Source organism: Paenibacillus sp. KS1, assembly GCF_001680695.1.
GTDB classification, from domain to species: Bacteria; Bacillota; Bacilli; order Paenibacillales; family Paenibacillaceae; genus Paenibacillus_B; species Paenibacillus_B suaedae.
Window position 1 is genome coordinate 83199 of sequence record NZ_MAIS01000003.1, and the last position, 21950, is coordinate 105148.

A 21950-nucleotide genomic window follows, 5' to 3' on the forward strand; every position below is an offset into this window, starting at 1 on the left:
GTGTGGTGCAATTATGATTGAACTTAAACAATGTCCGGTTACGATGATCAAAGGCGTGAGCGCTTCGAAACAACAAGAGCTTCACGCCTTTGGCATCTCTACCGTTGCTGATTTGCTTGATTATTTTCCATATCGTTATGATGATTTTCATCTTCGTCCGCTTAGCGAACTGAAGGATGGAGAGAAAGTAACTGTTGAGGGACGGGTGATGAGTGCTCCTGTCCTTCAGCGATTTGGGGGCAAGTCTCGCTTGTCCTGCAAGGTGATGGTAGAAGATTGGCTCATTACGGCCACCTGGTTCAACCGCCATTACTTGCGCGAGCAGCTGACACAAGGCCGGGAGATTGTATTGACAGGGAAGTGGGATCAACGCCGGCTGCAAATGACGGTGTCGACATCCGAATTCTCTGACCGTGGGGGAGGGCGTAAGAATACCTTGCAGCCGGTCTATTCGGTTGGTAGCAAGATTACGCAGACATGGATGCGCAAGACGATCACCCAAGCGCTCCAACAGTTCGGAGAAGCAATTCCTGAGCTAATGCCCCCGGAATTGATGCGGCGCTATCGACTGATGCCGCGCAAGCTGGCAGTACGAGCGATGCATATGCCGCAAGATGCGGAGGAAGGCAAGCAAGCACGAAGACGAATGGTCTACGAGGAGCTGCTGCTATTCCAGTTGAAGCTGCATGTATTCCGTGCAGTGACTCGCGAGCGCGCCGACGGCGTTGCACATGAGGTGGATAATGCGACAATTCGCGAGTTCGTCCGCAGTCTTCCCTTCGAGCTTACAGATGGTCAGAAGAAGGCTATAACCGATATTTTACGTGATATGCGGGCCAACACCTGCATGAACCGTCTGCTTCAGGGTGATGTTGGTTCTGGTAAGACGGTTGTTGCCGCTGTTGCCCTGTACGCTACCGTACGTGCAGGCTATCAGGGAGCGCTCATGGTGCCTACAGAAATATTAGCGGAGCAGCATATGCGTTCGCTAACGAAACTGTTCGAACCGCATGGCATTGAGGTTGGGCTGTTAACCGGCAGCTTGACTGGACGGAAACGGAAGGATCTGCTTGCTTCCTTGCAGATGGGCATGATCGATATCTTGGTTGGGACGCATGCGCTTATCCAGGATGATGTTCATTATCGGAAGCTCGGCCTTGTCGTAACAGATGAGCAGCATCGGTTCGGTGTCAATCAGCGGAGTATATTACGGCGCAAGGGAATGAATCCAGATGTGCTTCTGATGACGGCGACGCCAATTCCGCGCACGCTGGCGATTACGGCATTTGGCGATATGGATGTATCCTCAATCCGTGAACGTCCTGCAGGACGCAAAGCCATTAAGTCATACTGGGTGAAGCATGACATGATGGATCGAGTGCTTGGCTTCATCCGTCGTGAGGTATCCGCTGGTCGCCAAGCCTATATTATTTGTCCACTTATTGAAGAGTCGGACAAGCTGGATGTGCAAAATGCGATTGATGTGCATGTGCAAATGCAGCAGGCCTTTCCGGATTTGCATGTTGGCTTGCTGCATGGCCGCATGACGCCATCGGAGAAAGACGAGGTCATGCGCACATTCAGTACAGGAGAAACTCATGTACTTGTATCGACGACTGTAATCGAGGTTGGTGTTGATGTACCGAACTCGACGCTCATGATCGTGATGGATGCAGAGCGCTTCGGCTTGTCTCAGCTTCATCAGCTGCGTGGACGTGTCGGACGCGGCGAGCATCAGTCTTATTGCGTACTCATTGCGGATCCGAAGTCGGAGGTTGGGCAAGAACGTATGCGCATTATGACGGAAACAGACGATGGCTTCGAATTGTCAGAGCGCGATCTGGAGCTGCGCGGTCCTGGCGACTTCTTCGGAACGAAGCAGAGCGGGATGCCAGACTTCAAGGTCGCGGATATGTCGAGCGACTTCGCTGTGCTGGAACAGGCGCGGGATGATGCAGCAGAGCTTATCCGATCTGAGGCGTATTGGACATCGCTTGAATACGCTCCGCTCCGCGATGCTGCCCAGCAGGAGCAGCTATTCCAAGGGGAGCTTCTCGATTAGTCGATGGTAGTAGTGCGGATAGAATGAAAACGGGCGGATAGTAGACAAGCGGGCAAGCATATATTGGAACAGTATTCCGTTTAGAGGTTGTTCAAAACGCATGATTTTGATAACCAACCTTTTTGAACTTGCATGGATTTGCAGGATATGTTCTGGAGGTGCTGCCCGCATGAGTTATGTAAAATACGGCATTAGCCCACAGCTGGTGGAGCGAATAAAGCTGAAATTGAAAAATCCGGTGACGAAAGATCGTGTGAAAAAGCTTGTCGAAGGATTAAGTAAGGCAGATTTGCAAAATCGCGCGACAATTAAGCGCTTGATGAAGCAAATCGCGAAGGTGCTTAATGAGCCGCTAACGAGTCAGCAGGAGGATCAGTTCGCTGATTTTATCATTGCGCAGAAGATCGATCCGAACAATACGTTCCATTTATTGAAGCTATGGGGGATGTTCCGCTGATACACGTCCTTTTCTTGAAGCCTTGGTTCTATAGTTATACGCAGAAGCTCAGTTCTCTTAGGAGGACTGGGCTTCTTGTGCGTTATGCCGGATTTATGCTGGTTAATATGGTTTGGCTTCATTGCAGCACAATATAGGTCTAGAGAGGATTCTAAATAGTAGAGAATGATGATCATCGAGTACATTGCTCACGAAATGGCCTTGCAATGGTGACGAATTCGGCACACTTCGATATTTTTGCGATCCGTACATGCAAAATATGCTTATATAGGGGTATAACGTTTGTAGATGATTGACATTTCTTAATCAATTATGTGGAGGCGAATGACATGAAGAAGATGAAAATAGGCGCAGCTGCATTAGCTGCCATGCTGCTGGCTGTATCTCTTGCTGGCTGCGGTTCGGCGAAAGATTCCGCCAAAGAGTTGGAGGGGACGGCTACTTCCTCTGAAGGGACAGGTGCGGTAACCATTAAGGCAACAAATTATAAATTCGAACCTGGAACCATTAAGGTGAAGAAGGGCGATAAGGTGAAGCTGACGCTGAGCAATAAGCAGGGTCTGCACGGTTTGAAGCTGGAGGACTACAACGTAGAACTGCAGGAAGATGGAGCAACTGCCGAGTTCACAGCAGATAAGGCGGGTACATTTGAGTTCCATTGTTCGATCATGTGCGGTTCTGGCCATGATGGGATGAAGGGCGAGCTTGTTGTTGAAGAGTAAAGCTAGCGATGAATAAGACGGATCGCATGATGGCGATTGTACTGGAGCTGCAGCGCAGAGGTACGCTGCGTGCAGAGGATCTGGCATCTGTATTCGAGACGAGTGTCCGTACAATCTATCGCGATATTCAGGCGCTCTGTGAAGCAGGGGTTGCGATTATCGGAGCTCCCGGCCAAGGATACTCGCTCATGGATGGCTATTTTCTGCCGCCTGTTCATTTTACAGCGGAGGAAGCAGAGGCGATTTTGCTTGGCGTAGATTATATGGAGCAGCAGTTCGGAAGAGCTCATGAAGATACGATACAGGCCGTTCGGCGCAAGCTTGAATCAGTCATGCCACAATCGGTACGGCAGGATACGGAACGGATGCGCTCTTCCTTGAAGCTCATTGCCCATTCTGCGCATGCAGAAGGACTTGCTCTGCTGCGGCGTGCTGTAATGGAGGAGCGAAGTGTGCGCTTCCGCTATGTGAAGCCTGTTCAAGGGGACGATGGCCGTAGAGAACATGTTCGCAAGGTAGATCCCTACGGGATTGTGCATATCAAAGGAACATGGTCGATGGTGGCTTATTGTCATCTTAGACAGGGACTTAGACATTTCCGACTTAGTCGCATACAGGATTTAGAACTGCTGGATGAATCATTCACTCGTCCGCCCGACTTCTCCCTACAGTCTTATCAGCCGACAGATGATCGCCAGCTCCTTGTACGTGTACTTCTGCACGCCGCTGCCGCTGAGCGTGTGAAGGAGCAGGGATATTTCTTTATCGATACCATGGAGGAACATCCAGAAGGGGCACTTGTGACATTGCGAGTGAGACAACCTGAAGATGTGCTTGGTTGGATTCTAGGGTGGGGTTCGGCAGCGGTTGTATTGGAACCGGAGTCGCTTAGAGCCCTTGTCCGCTTTGAGGCAGAAAAAATATTGCAGCAGCTAAATCGCTACTGACATACTGTTGTCAGTAGCGTTCGCGTATAGTAGGGGTATATTCGTTCGAAGGGAGCTTTTACTAATGACAAATATGACCCCACATCAGTCACTGTTAAGCCTGGAGGAATCAGTGAAGCAGGTTGTACAGGAGCTTGATCTTTATAGTATGGAGGAGATTACACGTAAGCCAAGCGAGGAGGAGTGGTCTCTCGGGCAGGTCTATATGCATTTGATCCGCTCTGCGCTCTTTATGCATCTCCGTCAGGTGGAAGTGTGCCGCGACATGACTGTAGATGCAGCTGGCAATGACCAGTTGGAGAAGACGCATCAGGGCAGTATGGCCTTTGCGGCTGGGAGCATTCCTCCTATTCGTGTGAAGGTGCCAGCCTCTCCAGAATATACGCCACCTCAGCCTGCCAGCAAGGAGGAGGTTGTAGAAGGCATGCAGGCAGTACTGCGACGCATGAACGAGCTTGAACCTGTTATTGCCTCGATTCCAGAGCATCATAGAACGATGCATCCAGGCTTCGGCTACTTGAGTGCGATGGAATGGTACTTGCTTGTGGATATGCACTTCCGTCACCATGCTCTGCAGCGGGGACGCCTGGCGGAATTTCTCCGGGGAACTCCATCAGCCTCGTATTGAATTAGCATCGGAGTATCGGATGCTCTAAGGTGCGCGATTGCGAGATGAAGGAGCATGGCGTGATACTGCTATATGCTAGCGATAGGTTTATAGCGTAAATAAGGTAGGGGGGACGCTGTCTGGTGTCTCCTCTTGGTGCTGCTCGCTTATCTGCTCGATACAGGAGGGATCGTCCACTCGTGTATTCCCCACCTTAGCGCTGACTGGATAGGCCTCCATTAGCTTAGACGGATAGGGAAGGAGAACGGATTGAAGCTTCCCGGTGTCGGTCATTCGGCGATCAAGCCAGAATGACAGCTGATCCTCTGGTAAAATAACCGGCATTCGATCATGAATCGGCTCCATCAGCTCGTTCGGAGTCGTCGTGATGATCGTACAGGTGCTGATTTTCTCCCCATTGGGTTTGACCCATGTGTCATATAATCCTGCCATATTGAAAATACCACCATCAGCGCGTCTAATACGCATAGGCTGCTTCGTTCCATCTGGATTGCGTTTCCATTCATAGAAGCTGTCTGCTGGTATAACACACCGCTTCCGCTGGAATGGGAGGCGGAAGGCGGGCTTGTCCCGAACGGTTTCGGCGCGTGCATTAATTGTTCGTGCAGCGAACTTCTCGTCCTTCGCCCAAGCTGGAATGAGGCCCCACTTAAGCGGTCCAAGCCGCAGCTTCGTTCCATCGTGAATCAGGGCAGGTACTTGCTGGCTCGGCGCAATATTGTAGCGCGGCTCATGGAAGGGTACGAGGGCTCCTGAATCAAGCAGATAATGCGCCATTAGCTGTTCAATGGTCACGGTTAATGTATATCGGCCACACACGTTACGTTTCTCCTCTCTTGTCCGTTCTATCCTATGGTGACCCCATCATACCACATTCTCTTTCTTCCCGTGAGGTGATCCCTCAGTCACATGCAACGACTTAAACTTTACATACATTCAGCGTGAATTTGGATTTATACGCAATCCGCAGTAGATCCTCACCTGCTCGACGCCATTCGATCCGAATTTTCAAAATCTCCCTGTTGAAAAGAGAATGTACGTTCGGTATTCTGAGTATATAAGAACAAACGTTCTCAGTGGGGTGAAGGGTGTATGGATGGCAAACCGAATAAATCATGAGAACGAGTTATTATGTTGGCAGATTGTCAATCGTTCTATGCGAGTGTGGAGAAGGATGCACACCCTGAATATAAGGATCGTCCGTTAATTGTAGCGGGCGATCCTGCTCGTTGTTTCGGGCATCGTACTGTAGGCTTATCCAATAGCCAAGAAGTATGGCCTCACAACAGGAGAGCAGCTTTGGCGAAGCCATAGGGAAATGCCCAGACCTTATTATTGTTCAGCTTCGTATGGATGAACAGCATTTGGATGTGACGGGCAGCCTATTACTTGCATAACGAATGTACGTTCGGAATATAATGAGAATATACGTTCTCATTTTACGATTGTGTATGTAATATGATTTATAAATATTGGAGGGCTTAATGTGAGTCAGAAAAGGGAAAGGGTTATATTTTTGGCCGATTGCGAAAGCTTCTATGCAAGTGTAGAAAAAGCAGACCATCCAGAATATCAAAATAAAGCAGTAGCAGTAGCTGGTGACCCTACACGTCGTTCAGGGATTATTCTGGCCGCGTGCCCGATCGCTAAAAGTTTTGGTGTGACATCAGCCGAACGGTTGGGTGAAGCACTCAAGAAATGCCCCGATCTCATCATTATGCGTCCTCGTATGCAGCATTATATCGATGTTTCATTGATGATTACTCAGATTTATGAAGAGTTTACGGATTTAGTTGAAGTGTTTAGTATTGACGAACAATTTTTGGATGTGACAGCCAGTCAATCCATTTTTGGTGATCCAATCACCATTGCGAAGGAAATCCAGAAACGAGTAATGCTCCAGACAGGGGTGCGGATTCGAATTGGCATCGGTACCAATAAAATATTGGCTAAGACGGCAACGGATATTTGGGCCAAAAAAAATAAAAGCGGTATTTTTACTTTGCATCCATCCGACGTTCCCACCATGCTGTGGAAAGAGCCCGTTCATAAAATGTTCGGTGTTGGATCTCGAATGTGCAAGCATTTTGCGAAACTAGGGATCGTTACGATTGGGGATATTGCGAGAACTCCATTGCCTCAGCTCAAAAATAAATTTCGAGCCCGTTTCGGCAAACAGTCGGATATTCATGCCGAGGTGATGTGGCGAACTGCGAACGGCTTGGATGATAGTCCGGTAACACCGGGTACATTTCAAACACCTCCCAAATCGATTGGTCACATGATGACCCTGCCCAGAGATTATGTGCATTCTACGGAGATCGATACCATCCTGTTGGAGTTGACGGAGGAAGTCTGCCGAGATTGTCGGATAAAAGGGTATATGGGCTGGGTCGTAACCGTAAGCTGCATGTGCAGCCCGTATGAAGCGCCCACAGGATTCTCACGCCAAATGAAAATGCCGGATCCGACGAATCATACAAATAAAGTATTTGATATGGTCAAGCGAATTTTTTATCAATATTGGGATCGAATGCCTGTACGTCGTGTAGGTGTTATGCTAAGCACATTGGAAGATGACCAGCAGTATCAACTAACGCTCTTTGAAGATCAAGTCAGAGCTAGAGCGCTGGATAAGGTGACGGATATGATTAAGGATCGATATGGCAATGCGGCAATTATCAGAGCTTCTTCTCTTACCTATGCAGGTCAAGCGGTAGAGAGATCCCTGAAAATCGGGGGGCATTATAAATGAGTAAAAAGCTCGAGAAGAATGGTCTTTGGGAGTCCAGCCGGATGATGTTACCGCAACATCGGGAGGCTCTGTTGAGAAGGCATAGTGATACGTCAAGCGGGGAGTTAAACCAGCCAAAGAGGGAAGATATTGAATTAATGCGCGATTATGTTCTACTTTCGGTGATGTGTACGATGGTAACTAAGAAAATTCACGAAATGAAGGGATCCTCTGAGACATTGAAATCTCTGTATACCAAGGCTGCTCAAATCCTTGCAAATGATATCTCTACCGACCTGTCCAAAAGAAGACAGGAGATGTTGAGAAAAGAAATTCGTATTGTAGATGAAGAGAAGCATGATAGTACAATGATATTACACTATGCGTACCATGGCTATGAGGATAGCTTTCATATAACGAAAGAGTACATGAAGATGGAGATAAGCAGAAGGTTAGCTCGATACACGGACAGACTTACCACTAAATTAAGCAACTTAGTTGAAATAGAGCCGCGTTATTAATCGAGTCAAGAGAAGAAGAAAGAGAGCACCTGAGCCTAATTTGACTTCTAAGCCTGACAAAGCCATAACGAAGAATGCCAATTTCCCCAACTCGGGACTGGTTAGCCTGTTGAGAAATCCTCAACAGGTTTTTATCTTTTCCATTGTGTATTCATCCACAGCGTTAATAGGGGATAGACTCCAACAATCGAAAGTTCGAGGATGCAGTGAATTCTGCGGGCTGTCTCATTGACGATGCTGGGAAAGCACGTGATCAGAAATGCCCCTTAGTAAGCATCAGAAGAGCGGCTGCTCCGTCCTTGCCAAGGGGCATTGTTCTGAGGAAGTGGATAAGATGAGCAGCGGTGAATATGGGCTGTAAACCTATTGGTGCCGAGTAAGGGGACTACCCATACTTGTGTCTGGATTCGAAGCTTGGGAGGCGGCAATGTTCAAGTAAGCCTGCATGCGGTTCTTCACCTCTGCACGAATCAAGCCGCGCAGCATGTAGAACGAATGTTGATAGCCTCGGCATACGTATTGGACACGAATCCCATGTTCAAGCCGTTCCTCCTCATACACTTTAATGCCGCGGTTGCGAAACTGTTTGCGCAGGCGGTACAAATCGAGAGAAACATTATCTTGTGCTTGTCTTAGACATTGTGTGTAGATGTCGGCCATCTTCAAATTAGAGGCTCCAATCCGTTCAATGTCGCGTTCCAGCACATCCAAGATTAGCGTTTGAATAATATATTGCTTGACAATGTAGGCATCTTCTCCGTTGTGGGGGGGAGAGCCGTTCGATGCGAATGGTGTACCCATGCGCGTTCTTCCTCCTTGTATATATCGCGTGTATGCCATATGCATGGCCTCATGTCGTGTGAGGCATGAGATATCTATTTAAAAAGAGCAGATAGAGAACTCTTGTTCTCATTATATCCATAATACCGAACAAACATTCGTATTTCAACAACCAAACGTGGTCAAAAGGGGGAGAAATCGGTACAATAGGTACAACATATGTGCGAATGCGGCAGCATTCATAGACGGAACGGCAATTAGGGGGGCAGCAAAAATGATTATGACACTGCATCGGGGAGAAGTTTTATTTCGACAAGGAGATCCAGGAACGTATTTGTACCGCATTATAAGCGGGCTGTGCAAGGTTACACGCTTGCATGAGAACGGCAATATTATTTTGTTCAACCTCGTATACACGGGCGAAATCGTCCCGCATCATTCCTTAATCACGCCGAAGGAATGTCACGGAACAGCGATCGCGATGGTTAAGACGGTCGTGGAACGGATTCCGGCTGAGGAGTGGTATGAAGGCTTGCGGCAGCAGCCGGACAAGGCGTTTGATGTTGCGAAGCTGCTTCAAGATAAGCTGCGTTTCATGCAGCAGCGCATTGATCATTTGACTATCGGGACACCGAGTGAACGACTAGAGCTGTTGTCAGCATGGCTGAGAAGCTATGCGGATACGATGCCTATTACCGAATTATTGACACAAGAAGAAATCGGCCAATTTATTGGTGTGCGGCGGGAAACGGTAAATCGGCTTCTTCGTCAGGGTCAGATATAGGATGGGATTTCAAATGCCACCCAAGTGTGCTTTAATAGAAGGATCATTTTGAATCCTGTAATCATATCGGAGGGCTATATGTTGCTTGAGACGAAACGTTGTACACTTACCAAGCTGCAAGCAAGTGACTATGATAACGTAAGACGGCTGTATGTGAACGAGGAGGTACGCAAATATCTGGGCGGGGCATGGACAGAGGAAGAGGCGATTACAGGCAGCTTCCGCAGAATGCTTGCTTCTCAGGAAGGAGCCTCGTTCTGGATCATTAGAGAAAAGCAAATGAATGCGTTTATCGGGTTGATTTCTCTAGATACGCACCATGATGGCGTCAGTACGGAGGTATCTTATGAGCTGCTGCCTGAATGGTGGGGCTCTGGATATGCGGCAGAGACAGTTACAGCAGTGATTGATTACGCATTTCGCGAACTAGGATTGCCTGAAGTGATCGCCGAAACACAAGCTGCGAACAAGGCCTCATGCAGGCTCTTGGAACGAATCGGCATGAGCTTCCGGGATACGGTGCAAAGATTTGGCGAACAGCAAGCGATATACGGCATCACCAACAGAGAGATCGTATCGTAAGCGACAGAAACGGAGCTCAATACTCGTTCTTTATTATTTGACATTCAATCCTATAGCGCCAATAAAGCCAAGGTGTACAGAAAATCAGATCTGTCACATCTTGGCTTAAATTATGTACATGGGACATTCCTACTCTCACATACAAGTAAGAGATCGAGTAAATGCGAACATGAATGCAAGGAGGCGTAAAGAGTGTCATGGAACACGAATTACAGCGAAATTTAGCTTCAGAAGATCTGCCTCCGGTTGGACAGCAAGAGAGAAGCGGCTGTTGTCCGACGGAACAGGCTGTGCCGCAGGAGCGTGTATATTTCCCGTTCCGAAGTCCGTGTGACCCCTGTCCGCCACTGCCTTATTCCGTCTTTGTTGTACCCATCAACCAATTCATCACGTTCCAGCCGCCTAATCTCCCACAGTTCCCACCTGCGCAGGCACTACGCTGTGGAACCTTATGGCCTGCCCTATACAGCCCGTACCATTCCCGCAGAAACCAGCGAGGGGAGGAAGAAGCTTGACGATGAGTGTACATCCTTATCAAACCGAGGAATACCGCAGAAGCTTGGAACAGCTGCAAGTAATCGACTTCGTATTATTGGAGCTGAATCTGTACTTGGACACTCATCCTGGAGATCTGCAGGCGATTCAGCAGTTCAATTACTACGTCAGTGAGCGAATGAAGGTTGCCCATCAGTTCCAAGAGCAGTATGGCCCGCTTATGAACTTCGGCCATTCTTATTCGGGCTGTCCATTTACATGGGCTACCACGCCTTGGCCATGGCAGATTTAGCAGTGTGTCGTCAGGCGGCAAATAACTTGATGGACAGGAGGGGACGCGGAATTGTGGCTCTATGAGAAGAAGCTGCAGTATCCAGTGCGTGTTAGCAAGTGTGATCCTCGCATGGCGAAGCTGTTGATGGAGCAATATGGGGGAGCGGATGGAGAGCTGGCAGCGGCGCTGCGCTACTTGAACCAACGGTATACGATACCAGATAAAGTAATTGGGTTGTTGACGGATATTGGGACCGAGGAATTTGCTCACCTCGAAATGATCGCCACGATGGTATATAAGATGACGAAGGATGCAACACCGCGGCAACTGGAGGATGCAGGGCTGGGGCCACATTTTGTAGCGCATGAGAAAGCGCTGTTCTACAGCAATGCGGCTGGTGATCCATGGACGGCGACCTACATACAGGCCAAGGGCGACCCGATCGCGGATCTGTATGAGGATATTGCGGCAGAAGAGAAGGCGCGTGCTACGTATCAATGGTTAATCGACATGACGGATGATGTCGACTTGCAGGATGGATTGAAGTTCCTGCGTGAGAGGGAAGTCGTGCACTCCTTGCGCTTCCGGGAGGCTGTCGAGATTTTGAAGGAAGAGCGGGAACTGAAAAAAGTATTCTAATTCCCGCAGTTGTATATAGAGAATGTTGAGAGATTCGGATAACGAACATGAAGAAGGGACACCCTTGCTGAGCGCAAGAAGTGTCCCTTCTGTCGTCATTGCGGTCTAAACTTCTAAGGAACCTGCTGGGCCAAAGTATTCGTAGTGAATACGCTCAGGAGAACCCCCAAGCTGCTTCACTGCTCGGTAGATGGCCTTCATGAATGGTTCTGGGCCGCAGAAGTAAATGTCTGCATCCTCCCATACGGAAGCGGGAACGATGGAGCTAAGCCACTGCGCGTCCACGAAGCCGGTGTGAACAGAAGCTTCTGCCTCGCTGCCTTTCTCATAACAGAAGAAAGTGTGGATATGGCTGTGCTGAGCGGCTAGATCATTCATTTCTTGACCAAAAGCATGCGCCGCTTGATTGCGCGAAGCATGAATCGAATAGACATCCCGCTTCGGTTCTGCTGCCGCCAGCGTGTGCAGCATGCTGAGAAGAGGTGTCTGCCCAACACCGCCGCCAATCAGCACAATTGGGGCCGTACCTGGCTTCAATGTGAAGTCGCCAGCAGGTGCAGTCGCTTCGATGACATCACCTGCTTGCACCTCGTCATGCAGATAGGTGGAGACGATGCCGGCAGGTGCATGTTCGCTGCCGCTCTCGCGCTTTACGCTAATGCGGTAAGTATCGGATTGAGGGGCTTGGGACAAGCTGTAATGGCGATAATGGGTATTTTCATGTCCCTCCGGCTGAACCCGAACCGTTAAATATTGGCCAGGAAGGAAGGAGGAGATTGGCTGTCCATCCTCAGGCTTCAAGTAGAAGGAGGTGATCATGTCGCTTTCCTCCACTTTGCGGACAACGAGGAAGCGTCGCACATCTGACCAGCCGCCTATTTGCTGTTCGGCTTCCTGGTACATTTCTGCCTCTACCTGAATAAATACGTCGGCAATAACGCCATATGCTTCTGCCCAGGCTTCAATAATGTCATCAGTAGCAGCTTCGCCTAGTACATCCTTGATAGCAAGCAGAAGATGCTTGCCGACAATCGGATAGTGCTCTGGCTTGATGTTAAGTGCCCGGTGCTTCTGGGCAATTTGGCGTACGACTGGCAAGATTGTCTCCAATCGGTCAATATTCGCTGCAGCGGCATAGACCGCATTGGCAAGCGCCATCTGCTGTTTGCCATGTCGTTGATTGGCATGGTTGAATACATTAAGCAGCTCTGGATGATTGCTGAACATGAGCTGATAGAAGCGTGTTGTAATTTGAGGACCGTGTTCAGCTAATACAGGAACTGTAGATTTCACAATTTCAATCGTGCGAGGTTGTAACATAAGAGTTTCCTCCTTATTAATGACGATCATATGATGCGCAGTAGATTATGAACGAATGCATGCGGCATCACAGTGTTTAAGCTGCTATTTTATAGATGTGATATTCGTCACAATGTGATCTCGCGCACACTAAATATGATAGCTTTATGAACATGATGAAAAAATAGAGGAGTAACAGAAGAGGAACGCAACAACGAATAGGACAAAATTGAAAAATGAAATGTAAAAGTGTCCAATTTGTGAGTAATTCGGAGGAAATCAGGGAGGATATCGATCTTAACTAGGACTATGCCAAGCTCGGAGCAGTTCATTGCAAATAAATCCGAACGACAGCGATATTTGCAGAATGGGATTGGTTTAGAGGGAATATACATTATGGTATAATACAATCAGTAAAGCAATACAAAAGACAAAACAAGAAAGGATCAGGATACCAATGCGTCCCCGAAGGATGAAACCCCAAAGGACAGTCTGGAAACGTTATGATCTTTCTTACATCTAGCTTCTTCTCGTTGATTTGTCAATTGTCGCTATGACGGAGACTGACACGAGAAGGATGCGTGAATTATGATGGTTCGAAGGATAGGAACCCCTATCCGTCTCCTCTCGGTTAGTCGAAGGGCTACATTACGAAACGAGAGGTTACGAAGATGGGGAACGAACAATTACGTAAGATTTTTTGGATGATGGTAGGATCAATGTTGTTGGCTTTCAGTTATTATCACATTAATTTTCAGAATCATTTGGCTGAAGGCGGGTTTGTTGGTTTAGCGCTGCTTGGCAAGTATACGTTTAATTGGTCGCCGGCGCTGACCGTGTTATGCATGGATGTTCCGGTATTTATTGCTGCCTGGTTTTTGAAAGGGCGGACATTCATTATGAATACGGCAATTGCAACAGGAGTGTTCTCGTTAACGTACGAGATGTGCGAGCGCTTTTCGCCATGGAATATGAATCTAGGCGGTAATATGGTGCTTGCAGCTGTTCTATCTGGATTGTTGACAGGACTTGGAGCAGGTCTCGTGCTGCGTCATGGAGGCGCTTCAGGCGGTGATGACATTCTGGCATTATTTATGAGCCGTAAGATGAACTTAAGCATAGGTACAGTATTTATTATTTTTGATATAGCGGTATTGCTGCTGTCCTTATTCTTCCTGCCGCTTGTCGACACGCTGTATACGATACTAGCTGTCAGCATAGCAGGCAAGGTAATTACGTGGACGGTACAGATTGGCACGACACGCAGTCGTTCCATCCCGGTACGACCAGCAGTTGGGCATCAACACGGATAATCAAGCACGAGTTTGGGATACAGAGAACCGTTCGGTTGCTTCCTGATCAGGGAGGACTGAACGGTTCTTTCTTGTTATATTCGAAAAAAATCAAAGGCAGAATGCATGTTCGCTCATTTCCCGTCATATTCTTGATCCAAGGACAGGTAAGAAAGGAGGGACGATATGGAAGCGATCATTAAAGCGATGCTTGACAAGCTGCCGGCATGGTCATATCAGCTCTTTGCTGTTGTGATTGCGGCAGGATTGGTGTTTTATTTCATTAAGACACTCTATATTAACAAGAAGTTTACCGAAGTTATTCATGAGGTGCTCAATCGGGAGGATCGAATGAAGCTGCTGCAGGATAAAGTGGACAATTTGCAAGTGACAGGAGGCCTCACGGAGCACGCATCTTCTCAAATGCTGTCCGCGCTGCGCAATATGAAGCCGTTCGCTGATGCGCTTAATGGGTTGCGGGGAATGGCAGACCCGTATGCTGTTCTTCACGAATCGAACTTCCTGCTGCAGCGGATGTTGGATATGCTCGCTGTAGATATGAAGTGCGCTCCAGGCGGTCATCATCGCTGCGGCATTTGGAAGTATGAGGAGCCAATACTAATTCTACAGCTTGCTTCGGTTGGCTTCCCGAACCATTATGTTGGACAGCGCCATCTTCATATTGATCGCTCTGTAGCGGGACGTTCCTTCCGTAAGCAGGTTACTGTCCAATGTGCAGATGTACTGAAAGACGAGGATTGGGAACGCAATCAAGAATCGAAGAGTCCCTACCGCTCATTGATTTGCATTTCACTTGGAACGTACGGTGTATTGACGATGGATGGCTTGGAGCCGTTCAATGAATCCAGTGCGGTCATCGGTGAATTGTATGCAGCGATTATGACAGGAATTCTTGCCGAGCAGCAGGCGGTATTAGAGCTTGGCGAACCTGCTCAGATTGACTCTGCCCAAGGATAACATTGGGAACTCAGTATAAGCACCATTGTCATTGATAAGGTGAGGTACATGGGTGCCTATGTTATAATGAAGGCAAACGCTGATGGAGCAAAGGCGGTTATGTGCATCGAGTCAGTCAGAAGGGGAATTGCGTATGAAAAAATGGATGTGGATTGTCCTAACTGTAATCGTACTTATTGGTGGAACCGCTGCATTTACGATTGGCTTCGTGAATTCCACGATGATCGAGCCAGGCAAGGCGGCTGTAGTCGTGCAAGAATATGAAGGCAGTGTCAAGGCAATAGAGGCAGAGCGGCTTACGATTCATTCGCGGGATCGTGAGGAAGTATTCCGCTTGACTGGATCCACTGATCTTCAAGGTGAGGAGTTCCGGAGTATTCATCCTGGAGTAAACGTGCGCATTGGGGTCAATGAAGGAAGAGATATTGTATGGCTGCGATTGGTTCGCTAGTTGAAAATGGCGCAGGATGTAATGACACAAAGCACGAGAAGGGAGCTCGGCATACTGCCGGGCTTCTTTTTTAGACAGTGTTGATCCCAAGCATGGTACGTGCAGCCCGCGGAGGGTGATGGCGAGAAAACCTTGATATATTACGAATGTAGGGATACAATAGCATAGGAGATGTATGAGAGGGGATTCATATTTAAAATGTGGACTTTGTAATGGAGCCGTAACTGAATAGATCGTACCATTCCGAACGAGATTCGATGACGGGATAGGTGTGTCTATTTATACCCATTACAAGGAACGCAAGGTTAAGTGTTATGAACTGACCAAGCAGACGCCATGGGTGTCTGCTTTTTTTGGTACATTGGCATCTCCGATAAGCTTGCGATTGCCGTTCCTTACCCATAAGGAGACGATAAATATGTACAACGAGAATAGACGTAATATTGCAATTGTAACTGGAGCAAGCCGCTCCAAAGGAATTGGTGCAGCTATTTGCAGAGAGCTTGCAGCGAAAGGCGTCGATGTGCTCTTTACACACTTGTGCCACTACGATAAGGCGACCGGCTATGAGGACGCGAACGGCGGCTGGCCAGAGCAATTTGCACAGGAGCTTAGGGAGTACGGGGTTCGGGTGGGGCATATGGAGCTCGATTACTTCGATGCCAATGCTGCTGTTCGGCTGCTGGATGAAGTCGAGAATCGCCTAGGCAGACCGACGATCCTCATTAACAATGCTACACATTGTGTAGAGGTCGACCGTCACCATGTGACGGCACAGATTATCGATCATCATTGTATCGTGAACGTAAGAGGAACGATGATGTTATCAGTGGAATTCGCGAAGCGGCTTGAGGCTGCGGAAGTAGGCGGCAGAATCGTGAACTTCGTGTCCGGGCAGGACAAGGAACCGCAGCCTGGCAACTTGGCCTACGCTGCTTCGAAGGGGGCAATATCTGCCTTCACTACTTCGTTAGCTGCTGAACTGGCCTCTCATCGAATTACGGTGAATGCGATCGATCCTGGTCCGACCGATTCCGGGATGGAAGCGTTCGTGCAGGACTTCTTAAGACCGAAGTTCCCAACAGGGCGCATTGGTACGCCAGAGGATGCAGCGCGCTTAGTGTCATTCCTGGTGAGTGACGAAGCAGAATGGATTACGGGGCAAATTATCCATTCAGATGGGGGCTTCCGTAATTAGACGAATGAATGATTCTGAAAAAAATGAAACGTTTCCACTTGTACTACGTAGTATCTAGTAACGCTCATTTCTGCGACTGAGGAGGATGCAATGATCTATTTCACAGTCATGATTGGCATGTTTAGTTTATTTCTGATGATGATCGTAGGATGGGTTGGTTACAAGCAATTCGTGAGGCGGGAGCCGGTCGAGGTTCATTATACGCCCTTCGATTATATTACAGCGCAATCGAGCGTGGAATTTCATGAAGAGAAGGAAGATCATGAGGAACAGGCCGGTCATGGTGATGATAAGGATCCACAATCATCTGGCGCAATGTCAACTGGAGAGTCGAAGTGAACCATTGCAGTTGAGCGGAATCGCGTTCATCCAGAGAATGGATGTTCGATCTTTCTTGCTTGCTACTGATCTGCATGATAACCTTATTTCTAATAAAAAAATGTACGATTAACTAACGACAGGGGGTGCGATATGACAAGATTGAGTGTGCAGTGGGAGAAAAACAGCATACTTGGTGTTGTGTGTGTTGCCCTCCTGCTTTTGTGTTCGGTATTTTCCACGTTTATGGTCGAAGAAGATCGCGTCAACTGGAACAATCCCTCCAAGCTGGCGAAGTCCTTCCATGAGCAGCAGTTTATACCAGTTTCACGGCATGCCTCTGCCATGAAGCAGCTATTTGTGAAGAAGATTGTAGTGATGTTTATTCTCTTCTTCAAGGAATTCACCTTTAGTATGCCCCCTGTTATTAGGTTTCTCCACAGCTGTTTCTTCGTTATACGGAAGCGTTTATTTCTCATGCCTATCAAATTCACCTCTACGTTCGTAGTGTAAATCTCTTACATTCATTCACAAGACTGTACTTGAAATTGAATAAGGAATAGCAGTGCAAGATGTTCTCTATGGCATTAAAAATCGCTATCTACATGGATTATTTTGTGCTGCATAAGAGATGTGTTTGACATGTATATAAAGTTCCTTATTTCACAATGTGAGGAAAAATAAACCTATGGACGGTTGGAGGGATTTCATTTGAATATGAAAGAAACAGAATTGCCAGGAATCGGTCGTAAATATCAGTTGGAAGCTCGCAATGGAGATCAATTGGTCATCATAGTACATGATGATGGACGTCGGGAGATGTATCATTTTGATCAGCAGGATCAAGAAGAGAGTATTTCGATGGTGACATTGGATGATGATGAGGCGCGCGCAGTTGCTGCTATCGTTGGTGGGCTTATCTATAAGCCGAAGGCACTCGAGACGGTCAATGTTGCCTTGGATGACCTCATGATTGAATGGTACAAGGTGGAGCCTCATGCAGCCTGCGTTGGCAAGAGCATCGGAGAAATTAAAGTACGCGAAACGACAGGGGCAACGATTATAGCGATTCTTGAAAAGGACAAGAAAATAATCAATCCAGGACCTGATGTCGTGTTATCTGCTCATACAACGCTTGTCGTTGCAGGGGAAAGACAACATATTAAGCTGCTTAAGCCTTGGCTGTTAAGTGGAAGCGAATAAGCAGAAAACGGGGTGAACTATGGATACGATTATTTTCGAGGTTGGATTAGCTATTGCTTTAATTGGACTAGTGGGCGTTATTGCAACGAAGCTTCGCTTCTCTGTCATTCCTTTCTATATTCTGATCGGGATGGCGGTAGGGCCGCACGCGCCGCACTTTTGGATATTTGACTTCCGTTTCATTGAGAGTTCAGTCTTTATTGATTTTATGGGGCGTATTGGGGTACTGTTCCTGTTGTTCTACTTGGGGCTGGAATTCTCCGTAGGACGCTTGCTCAAATCAGGGAAATCCATCGTGGTTGGAGGAATTTCCTATATTGCGATTAACTTCGTCTCCGGCTTGTTGATAGGTTGGCTGATGGGAATGCCACTTGCGGAGACACTAGTCATTTGCGGGATTATGACAAGTTCATCAACCGCGATAGTAGCGAAAGTATTGGTCGATTTAAAACGGACGGCGAATCCGGAAACTGAAGTGATTATGGGCATGATTATGTTTGACGATTTATTCATCGCTATTCATATGTCCATTTTATCCGGTCTTGTACTTAGCGGGGGCGCATCCCTCGGAACGGTACTGATGACAACGGGATCTGCACTTGTATTCATTTTGTTATTCATTATTTTGGGCCGCAAGGCGATGCCGTTCATTGATCGAATCTTGAACGGGAAATCATCAGAACTGTTCCTTATTTTGGTGATGGCAACGCTGTTCCTCGTAGCTGGATTTTCGGAAACACTGCATGTGGCAGAGGCGATAGGAGCTCTATTAGTAGGACTTGTACTTGCTGATTCCCAGCATGTAAAGCGGATTGAACATTATGTGATTAACTTCCGTGATTTCTTTGGGGCTGTGTTCTTCTTCAGCTTCGGCTTAACAATTGACCCAATGACATTAGGCGGAGCAGTTGGTATGGCGATTGTCGCCGTGATCTTGACAATAATCGGGAATGTCATCGCAGGGATGCTGGCAGGTCGCGCAGCAGGCTTATCGAGCCGTGCTTCCATTAACATTGGTTTCACATTGGCCTCAAGAGGAGAGTTCTCCATTATTATGGCGAATATCGGCAAGGCTGGAGGGCTGCTACCGGTTGTCCAATCTTTTGCCGTGCTATATGTATTGTTGCTGGCGATCTTAGGTCCGCTCTTAACGAAGGAGTCCAAGCGCATATACAACCTGGTCGATAAGGGGATTCAAGGGAGTAAATCGCTATTCGGGAAGAAGCGAGTTCGTGGCAAGGAACAGAGCACGAACTCAGATGGTGTATAATTGGATGGCTCATCTTTAAAGATTGGGTACGTTTTGAGAAAAATAGGTTATATTATATATTGTAAGGCATACCCATTCAAGGGAGGGATAGCGTATGAATATCACTATCGATCTCACGCAGATTGGGAACGCTTATGAACACAAGGATTGGAAACGGGTGGATGCAATCTATAGACATGCAAGGGAACGCATGATGGCGGGCGATACTGTCATCTTGCAGCGAGACATACCTAACCGCGCTCCTATTGCGGTTCGAACCTTCGAACAGCTGGATGAGCTGGAAGAATGGATTCGCCATATGGAGGACGAGTACTGTCTAGCAGAACCCTATGCGTAATGGAACATTCCATCTATGATGGTTACGAATTTGAGCCGCTGAGCATTCAGCGGCTTTTGTTTTTGTCTTAGAGGACAGGAAGGGGAATCGAGCGTTATGGAGAATGTCAGTGATAGAACGATACATCTTGTCATGTTCATCCGTAGCGGTTCATATAACTACACGTTAGGAAAGTTCGTAACCTGTGTTACTGGGCTGGGGAGGGAGTAATGTGATGAGGAACAAGCGGGATTCGTTTGTTCAAGGAATGGAGAGCGGACGTAACCTAAAGGTAATGACATTCAATATCTGGAGAGGCAGTACTTCGATTGTTCAGGTTTCGGAAGCCATTCGAACCGCAGAAGCGGATGTGATCGGCATACAAGAAGCAGATGGACAGCTTCCTGCACTCGCTCACAAGCTGAACTATTACTATGATGAGGGGCACAGTATTTTGAGCCGGTATCCACTTCATCAATCGGCGCATAAGGAGTTCATATGGATAGAGGTTGCGCCGGACGAGGTGGCTGCCATGAGCAATGTTCACCTGTGCCACGAGCCGTATGGGCCCTATGACATACGGGATGGGCTGGATGCTGCAGTTGTGGTGGAGAACGAGAACCGAATTCATATGCAGGAGATGAACAGTCGGTTCCATCTGCTCGGACAATTGGCAAGTCAAGGCGTTCCGGTGTTTCTCACAGGCGATTTCAATGTTCCTTCCCATCTGGATTGGACAGATGAAGCGAAGAGCATGCACTTTGGCGTAGCTGTCGAATGGCCGGTGTCCTTACGATTGGAGCAGCTACAGTTGCGAGATTCCTATCGAGATGCTTACCCTGATCCATTCGTGAGGCCTGCTGCAACCTGGACAGCTGGGGAAAATGGACGAATCGCGCTGGATGAGGTGCATGATCGCATTGATTTTGTGTATGTAGGAGGAGCTGCAGTAACGATTGACAGCCGTATTGTAGGCGAGAGAGGTCCCTATACTGATATTGCGATTACGCCATGGCCGTCTGATCATCGGGCAGTTGTCTCTACCTTCGAACTCATTCCTGCAAGGATTCCGATGGACATTGGAGCATCCATTCAAGTGAGCTATGAACGGATAGTCCAAGGTAAAGGGACAATTGAGCGAGCCGGTATATTGAATAAGGAATAGGGATACGGATACGGTACTCCGTGGGGTACCGTATTTTGCTGTTGATCAATTGCCGGGGAAGGGAAGGTTAGGCCATTGTTTGACTGAGTGCAAATCTTTCAATCTAGTAAATCAAAATCATCCTGACCATTGTTGCAATGAAAGCGAGTTAGGAGGCTTGCCTTTGTCGGGCAACGAGCATGCTGCATATCATATAGTCAGGGTCTGCGAGTGCTTCGTCAATACTCTAGCAGAGGCATTGAAAGTGCTAGATACAGGCCGAAGTGTATACGACTGCAGAGGAGGGCAAGCATGGACCGATTCAATCTTCTACTCAAAACGGGTGCTGCAGCTGTTGGAGGGACGTTTTCGTTTGTATTTGGAGGATGGCCTGCGTTAGTTCAGGTTCTGTTAACGATGGTAATATTAGATTATGTGACAGGGATGTTAGCTTCCGCTGTGGAAGGAAAACTGCTGAGTCGGGTCGGTCTTGTCGGGATAGCACGCAAAGTATTCATTTTCTTCATTATTGCGCTCGCTCATCAGATCGATATTACGTTTAATAGCAAAGATCTGATTCGAGATGCGACAACATACTTTTATATGGCTAATGAGGTGTTGTCGATTGTTGAGAATGGAGGCCGACTCGGTGTACCGGTCCCAAATGTAATCAAAAAGGCGATTTTTGTATTGAAGGATAAAAGTAACGATGGAGACGACAGTCAGAAGGGGGATAAGCGAGACAACCAGCAGGAGAAAGATGACAACTCCCCTCAAATCTAAGCTGTTGTTCAAAAAGGACGAGCCTTGAACGCGATGCGGCGGTGGAAGGAAGGAGTGGCCTTGGACAGCTAGT

27 protein-coding genes are annotated in these 21950 nt (G+C 47.8%); 24 read left to right on the forward strand and 3 right to left on the reverse strand.

Features of this window, described 5'->3' with window-relative positions:
* The first annotated feature begins 13 nt into the window (after positions 1-13).
* From recG to BBG47_RS01890, 5 genes are all read left to right on the forward strand, one after another.
* Positions 14-2062 carry an ATP-dependent DNA helicase RecG gene (recG, locus tag BBG47_RS01870; protein WP_083189031.1) on the forward strand — a complete coding sequence of 683 codons (2049 nt, stop codon included), beginning with the start codon at positions 14-16 and terminating at the stop codon, positions 2060-2062.
* 169 nt (positions 2063-2231) lie between these two features.
* Positions 2232-2519 (forward strand): stage VI sporulation protein F, encoded by a 288-nt coding sequence (locus BBG47_RS01875; protein ID WP_021256641.1) that lies wholly within the window; start codon positions 2232-2234, stop codon positions 2517-2519.
* Between the two features lie 329 nt (positions 2520-2848).
* Positions 2849-3241, forward strand: a complete 393-nt coding sequence (locus BBG47_RS01880) for a cupredoxin domain-containing protein (protein ID WP_021256640.1) — start codon at positions 2849-2851, stop codon at positions 3239-3241.
* A gap of 8 nt (positions 3242-3249) precedes the next feature.
* Positions 3250-4188 carry a helix-turn-helix transcriptional regulator gene (locus tag BBG47_RS01885; RefSeq protein WP_065290287.1) on the forward strand — a complete coding sequence of 313 codons (939 nt, stop codon included), beginning with the start codon at positions 3250-3252 and terminating at the stop codon, positions 4186-4188.
* Positions 4189-4252: 64 nt separating this feature from the next.
* Positions 4253-4816, forward strand: a complete 564-nt coding sequence (locus BBG47_RS01890) for a DinB family protein (RefSeq protein ID WP_083189032.1) — start codon at positions 4253-4255, stop codon at positions 4814-4816.
* Positions 4817-4903: 87 nt separating this feature from the next.
* Here the strand turns inward: BBG47_RS01890 and BBG47_RS01895 are convergent, their stop codons facing one another.
* Positions 4904-5635 (reverse strand): SOS response-associated peptidase, encoded by a 732-nt coding sequence (locus BBG47_RS01895; RefSeq protein WP_065290288.1) that lies wholly within the window; start codon positions 5633-5635, stop codon positions 4904-4906.
* Positions 5636-5947: 312 nt separating this feature from the next.
* Here BBG47_RS01895 and BBG47_RS01900 point away from each other — a divergent pair, with 312 nt between their 5' ends.
* The 3 genes from BBG47_RS01900 (at position 5948) to BBG47_RS01910 (ending at position 8071) form a co-directional block, all read left to right on the forward strand.
* The gene (locus BBG47_RS01900) at positions 5948-6130 is read left to right on the forward strand and encodes a Y-family DNA polymerase (RefSeq protein WP_065290289.1); all 183 of its coding nucleotides are present in this window, start codon (positions 5948-5950) and stop codon (positions 6128-6130) included.
* A 172-nt stretch (positions 6131-6302) separates the two neighbouring features.
* Positions 6303-7571, forward strand: a complete 1269-nt coding sequence (locus BBG47_RS01905) for a DNA polymerase IV (protein WP_021256635.1) — start codon at positions 6303-6305, stop codon at positions 7569-7571.
* Positions 7568-8071, forward strand: coding sequence for a YhjD family protein (locus tag BBG47_RS01910; protein WP_065290290.1), 504 nt, complete (start codon positions 7568-7570; stop codon positions 8069-8071). Before BBG47_RS01905 ends, BBG47_RS01910 begins: the two co-directional genes overlap by 4 nt.
* Before the next feature lie 363 nt (positions 8072-8434).
* Here BBG47_RS01910 and BBG47_RS01915 read toward each other — a convergent pair whose 3' ends face one another.
* Positions 8435-8872, reverse strand: a complete 438-nt coding sequence (locus BBG47_RS01915) for a YhjD family protein (protein WP_051613960.1) — start codon at positions 8870-8872, stop codon at positions 8435-8437.
* Positions 8873-9125: 253 nt separating this feature from the next.
* Between BBG47_RS01915 and BBG47_RS01920 the strand changes: the two genes are divergently transcribed.
* The 5 genes from BBG47_RS01920 to BBG47_RS01940 all read left to right on the forward strand — a co-directional run bounded on the left by BBG47_RS01920 (position 9126) and on the right by BBG47_RS01940 (position 11625).
* Entirely contained in the window at positions 9126-9635 is a 510-nt protein-coding gene (locus BBG47_RS01920; protein WP_065290291.1) for a Crp/Fnr family transcriptional regulator, read from the forward strand.
* Positions 9636-9683: 48 nt separating this feature from the next.
* Positions 9684-10217 carry a GNAT family N-acetyltransferase gene (locus BBG47_RS01925; RefSeq protein ID WP_368072421.1) on the forward strand — a complete coding sequence of 178 codons (534 nt, stop codon included), beginning with the start codon at positions 9684-9686 and terminating at the stop codon, positions 10215-10217.
* Positions 10218-10414: 197 nt separating this feature from the next.
* Positions 10415-10732 (forward strand): spore coat associated protein CotJA, encoded by a 318-nt coding sequence (locus tag BBG47_RS01930; RefSeq protein ID WP_083189033.1) that lies wholly within the window; start codon positions 10415-10417, stop codon positions 10730-10732.
* 2 nt (positions 10733-10734) lie between these two features.
* Entirely contained in the window at positions 10735-11004 is a 270-nt protein-coding gene (locus BBG47_RS01935; RefSeq protein WP_065290343.1) for a spore coat protein CotJB, read from the forward strand.
* A 51-nt stretch (positions 11005-11055) separates the two neighbouring features.
* Positions 11056-11625 (forward strand): manganese catalase family protein, encoded by a 570-nt coding sequence (locus BBG47_RS01940; RefSeq protein WP_065290292.1) that lies wholly within the window; start codon positions 11056-11058, stop codon positions 11623-11625.
* A gap of 105 nt (positions 11626-11730) precedes the next feature.
* On the opposite strand, the gene hmpA is transcribed toward BBG47_RS01940, so the two are convergent.
* On the reverse strand, positions 11731-12945 hold the full coding sequence (gene hmpA / locus BBG47_RS01945) for an NO-inducible flavohemoprotein (protein WP_065290293.1): 1215 nt from the start codon (positions 12943-12945) through the stop codon (positions 11731-11733).
* 650 nt (positions 12946-13595) lie between these two features.
* Between hmpA and BBG47_RS01950 the strand changes: the two genes are divergently transcribed.
* The 11 genes from BBG47_RS01950 to BBG47_RS02000 all read left to right on the forward strand — a co-directional run bounded on the left by BBG47_RS01950 (position 13596) and on the right by BBG47_RS02000 (position 21877).
* Complete coding sequence (locus BBG47_RS01950; RefSeq protein WP_021256626.1) at positions 13596-14237, forward strand: YitT family protein; 642 nt, start codon at positions 13596-13598, stop codon at positions 14235-14237.
* A 165-nt stretch (positions 14238-14402) separates the two neighbouring features.
* Positions 14403-15194: a hypothetical protein gene (locus tag BBG47_RS01955; RefSeq protein WP_021256625.1), complete on the forward strand. Its 792-nt coding sequence runs from the start codon at positions 14403-14405 to the stop codon at positions 15192-15194.
* Positions 15195-15327: 133 nt separating this feature from the next.
* A complete protein-coding gene (locus BBG47_RS01960; RefSeq protein WP_065290294.1) occupies positions 15328-15645 on the forward strand; it encodes a hypothetical protein in 318 nt (105 codons plus the stop codon).
* A 418-nt stretch (positions 15646-16063) separates the two neighbouring features.
* Positions 16064-16843, forward strand: coding sequence for an SDR family oxidoreductase (locus BBG47_RS01965; RefSeq protein WP_065290295.1), 780 nt, complete (start codon positions 16064-16066; stop codon positions 16841-16843).
* Positions 16844-16933: 90 nt separating this feature from the next.
* A complete protein-coding gene (locus tag BBG47_RS01970) occupies positions 16934-17182 on the forward strand; it encodes a DUF3951 domain-containing protein (protein ID WP_065290296.1) in 249 nt (82 codons plus the stop codon).
* A 132-nt stretch (positions 17183-17314) separates the two neighbouring features.
* Positions 17315-17674, forward strand: a complete 360-nt coding sequence (locus BBG47_RS01975) for a hypothetical protein (protein WP_065290297.1) — start codon at positions 17315-17317, stop codon at positions 17672-17674.
* 204 nt (positions 17675-17878) lie between these two features.
* A complete protein-coding gene (locus BBG47_RS01980; RefSeq protein ID WP_065290344.1) occupies positions 17879-18364 on the forward strand; it encodes a cation:proton antiporter regulatory subunit in 486 nt (161 codons plus the stop codon).
* Between the two features lie 19 nt (positions 18365-18383).
* Entirely contained in the window at positions 18384-19634 is a 1251-nt protein-coding gene (locus BBG47_RS01985) for a cation:proton antiporter (protein WP_021256619.1), read from the forward strand.
* A gap of 94 nt (positions 19635-19728) precedes the next feature.
* Positions 19729-19971, forward strand: coding sequence for a hydrogenase maturation factor (locus BBG47_RS01990; protein WP_065290298.1), 243 nt, complete (start codon positions 19729-19731; stop codon positions 19969-19971).
* Positions 19972-20185: 214 nt separating this feature from the next.
* A complete protein-coding gene (locus tag BBG47_RS01995) occupies positions 20186-21115 on the forward strand; it encodes an endonuclease/exonuclease/phosphatase family protein (protein ID WP_065290299.1) in 930 nt (309 codons plus the stop codon).
* 291 nt (positions 21116-21406) lie between these two features.
* Positions 21407-21877 carry a phage holin family protein gene (locus tag BBG47_RS02000; RefSeq protein ID WP_065290300.1) on the forward strand — a complete coding sequence of 157 codons (471 nt, stop codon included), beginning with the start codon at positions 21407-21409 and terminating at the stop codon, positions 21875-21877.
* Positions 21878-21950 lie beyond the last annotated feature (73 nt).

What these genes read in the sequence shown, in the direction of transcription:
- recG (WP_083189031.1), top strand. Translation starts at nt 14, where the DNA reads ATGATTGAACTTAAACAATGTCCGGTTACGATGATCAAAGGCGTGAGC.
- BBG47_RS01875 (WP_021256641.1), top strand. Translation starts at nt 2,232, where the DNA reads ATGAGTTATGTAAAATACGGCATTAGCCCACAGCTGGTGGAGCGAATA.
- BBG47_RS01880 (WP_021256640.1), top strand. Translation starts at nt 2,849, where the DNA reads ATGAAGAAGATGAAAATAGGCGCAGCTGCATTAGCTGCCATGCTGCTG.
- BBG47_RS01885 (WP_065290287.1), top strand. Translation starts at nt 3,250, where the DNA reads ATGAATAAGACGGATCGCATGATGGCGATTGTACTGGAGCTGCAGCGC.
- BBG47_RS01890 (WP_083189032.1), top strand. Translation starts at nt 4,253, where the DNA reads ATGACAAATATGACCCCACATCAGTCACTGTTAAGCCTGGAGGAATCA.
- BBG47_RS01900 (WP_065290289.1), top strand. Translation starts at nt 5,948, where the DNA reads ATGTTGGCAGATTGTCAATCGTTCTATGCGAGTGTGGAGAAGGATGCA.
- BBG47_RS01910 (WP_065290290.1), top strand. Translation starts at nt 7,568, where the DNA reads ATGAGTAAAAAGCTCGAGAAGAATGGTCTTTGGGAGTCCAGCCGGATG.
- BBG47_RS01915 (WP_051613960.1), bottom strand. Translation starts at nt 8,872, where the DNA reads ATGGGTACACCATTCGCATCGAACGGCTCTCCCCCCCACAACGGAGAA.
- BBG47_RS01920 (WP_065290291.1), top strand. Translation starts at nt 9,126, where the DNA reads ATGATTATGACACTGCATCGGGGAGAAGTTTTATTTCGACAAGGAGAT.
- BBG47_RS01930 (WP_083189033.1), top strand. Translation starts at nt 10,415, where the DNA reads ATGGAACACGAATTACAGCGAAATTTAGCTTCAGAAGATCTGCCTCCG.
- BBG47_RS01935 (WP_065290343.1), top strand. Translation starts at nt 10,735, where the DNA reads ATGAGTGTACATCCTTATCAAACCGAGGAATACCGCAGAAGCTTGGAA.
- hmpA (WP_065290293.1), bottom strand. Translation starts at nt 12,945, where the DNA reads ATGTTACAACCTCGCACGATTGAAATTGTGAAATCTACAGTTCCTGTA.
- BBG47_RS01950 (WP_021256626.1), top strand. Translation starts at nt 13,596, where the DNA reads ATGGGGAACGAACAATTACGTAAGATTTTTTGGATGATGGTAGGATCA.
- BBG47_RS01955 (WP_021256625.1), top strand. Translation starts at nt 14,403, where the DNA reads ATGGAAGCGATCATTAAAGCGATGCTTGACAAGCTGCCGGCATGGTCA.
- BBG47_RS01960 (WP_065290294.1), top strand. Translation starts at nt 15,328, where the DNA reads ATGAAAAAATGGATGTGGATTGTCCTAACTGTAATCGTACTTATTGGT.
- BBG47_RS01965 (WP_065290295.1), top strand. Translation starts at nt 16,064, where the DNA reads ATGTACAACGAGAATAGACGTAATATTGCAATTGTAACTGGAGCAAGC.
- BBG47_RS01970 (WP_065290296.1), top strand. Translation starts at nt 16,934, where the DNA reads ATGATCTATTTCACAGTCATGATTGGCATGTTTAGTTTATTTCTGATG.
- BBG47_RS01975 (WP_065290297.1), top strand. Translation starts at nt 17,315, where the DNA reads ATGACAAGATTGAGTGTGCAGTGGGAGAAAAACAGCATACTTGGTGTT.
- BBG47_RS01980 (WP_065290344.1), top strand. Translation starts at nt 17,879, where the DNA reads ATGAAAGAAACAGAATTGCCAGGAATCGGTCGTAAATATCAGTTGGAA.
- BBG47_RS01985 (WP_021256619.1), top strand. Translation starts at nt 18,384, where the DNA reads ATGGATACGATTATTTTCGAGGTTGGATTAGCTATTGCTTTAATTGGA.
- BBG47_RS01990 (WP_065290298.1), top strand. Translation starts at nt 19,729, where the DNA reads ATGAATATCACTATCGATCTCACGCAGATTGGGAACGCTTATGAACAC.
- BBG47_RS01995 (WP_065290299.1), top strand. Translation starts at nt 20,186, where the DNA reads ATGAGGAACAAGCGGGATTCGTTTGTTCAAGGAATGGAGAGCGGACGT.
- BBG47_RS02000 (WP_065290300.1), top strand. Translation starts at nt 21,407, where the DNA reads ATGGACCGATTCAATCTTCTACTCAAAACGGGTGCTGCAGCTGTTGGA.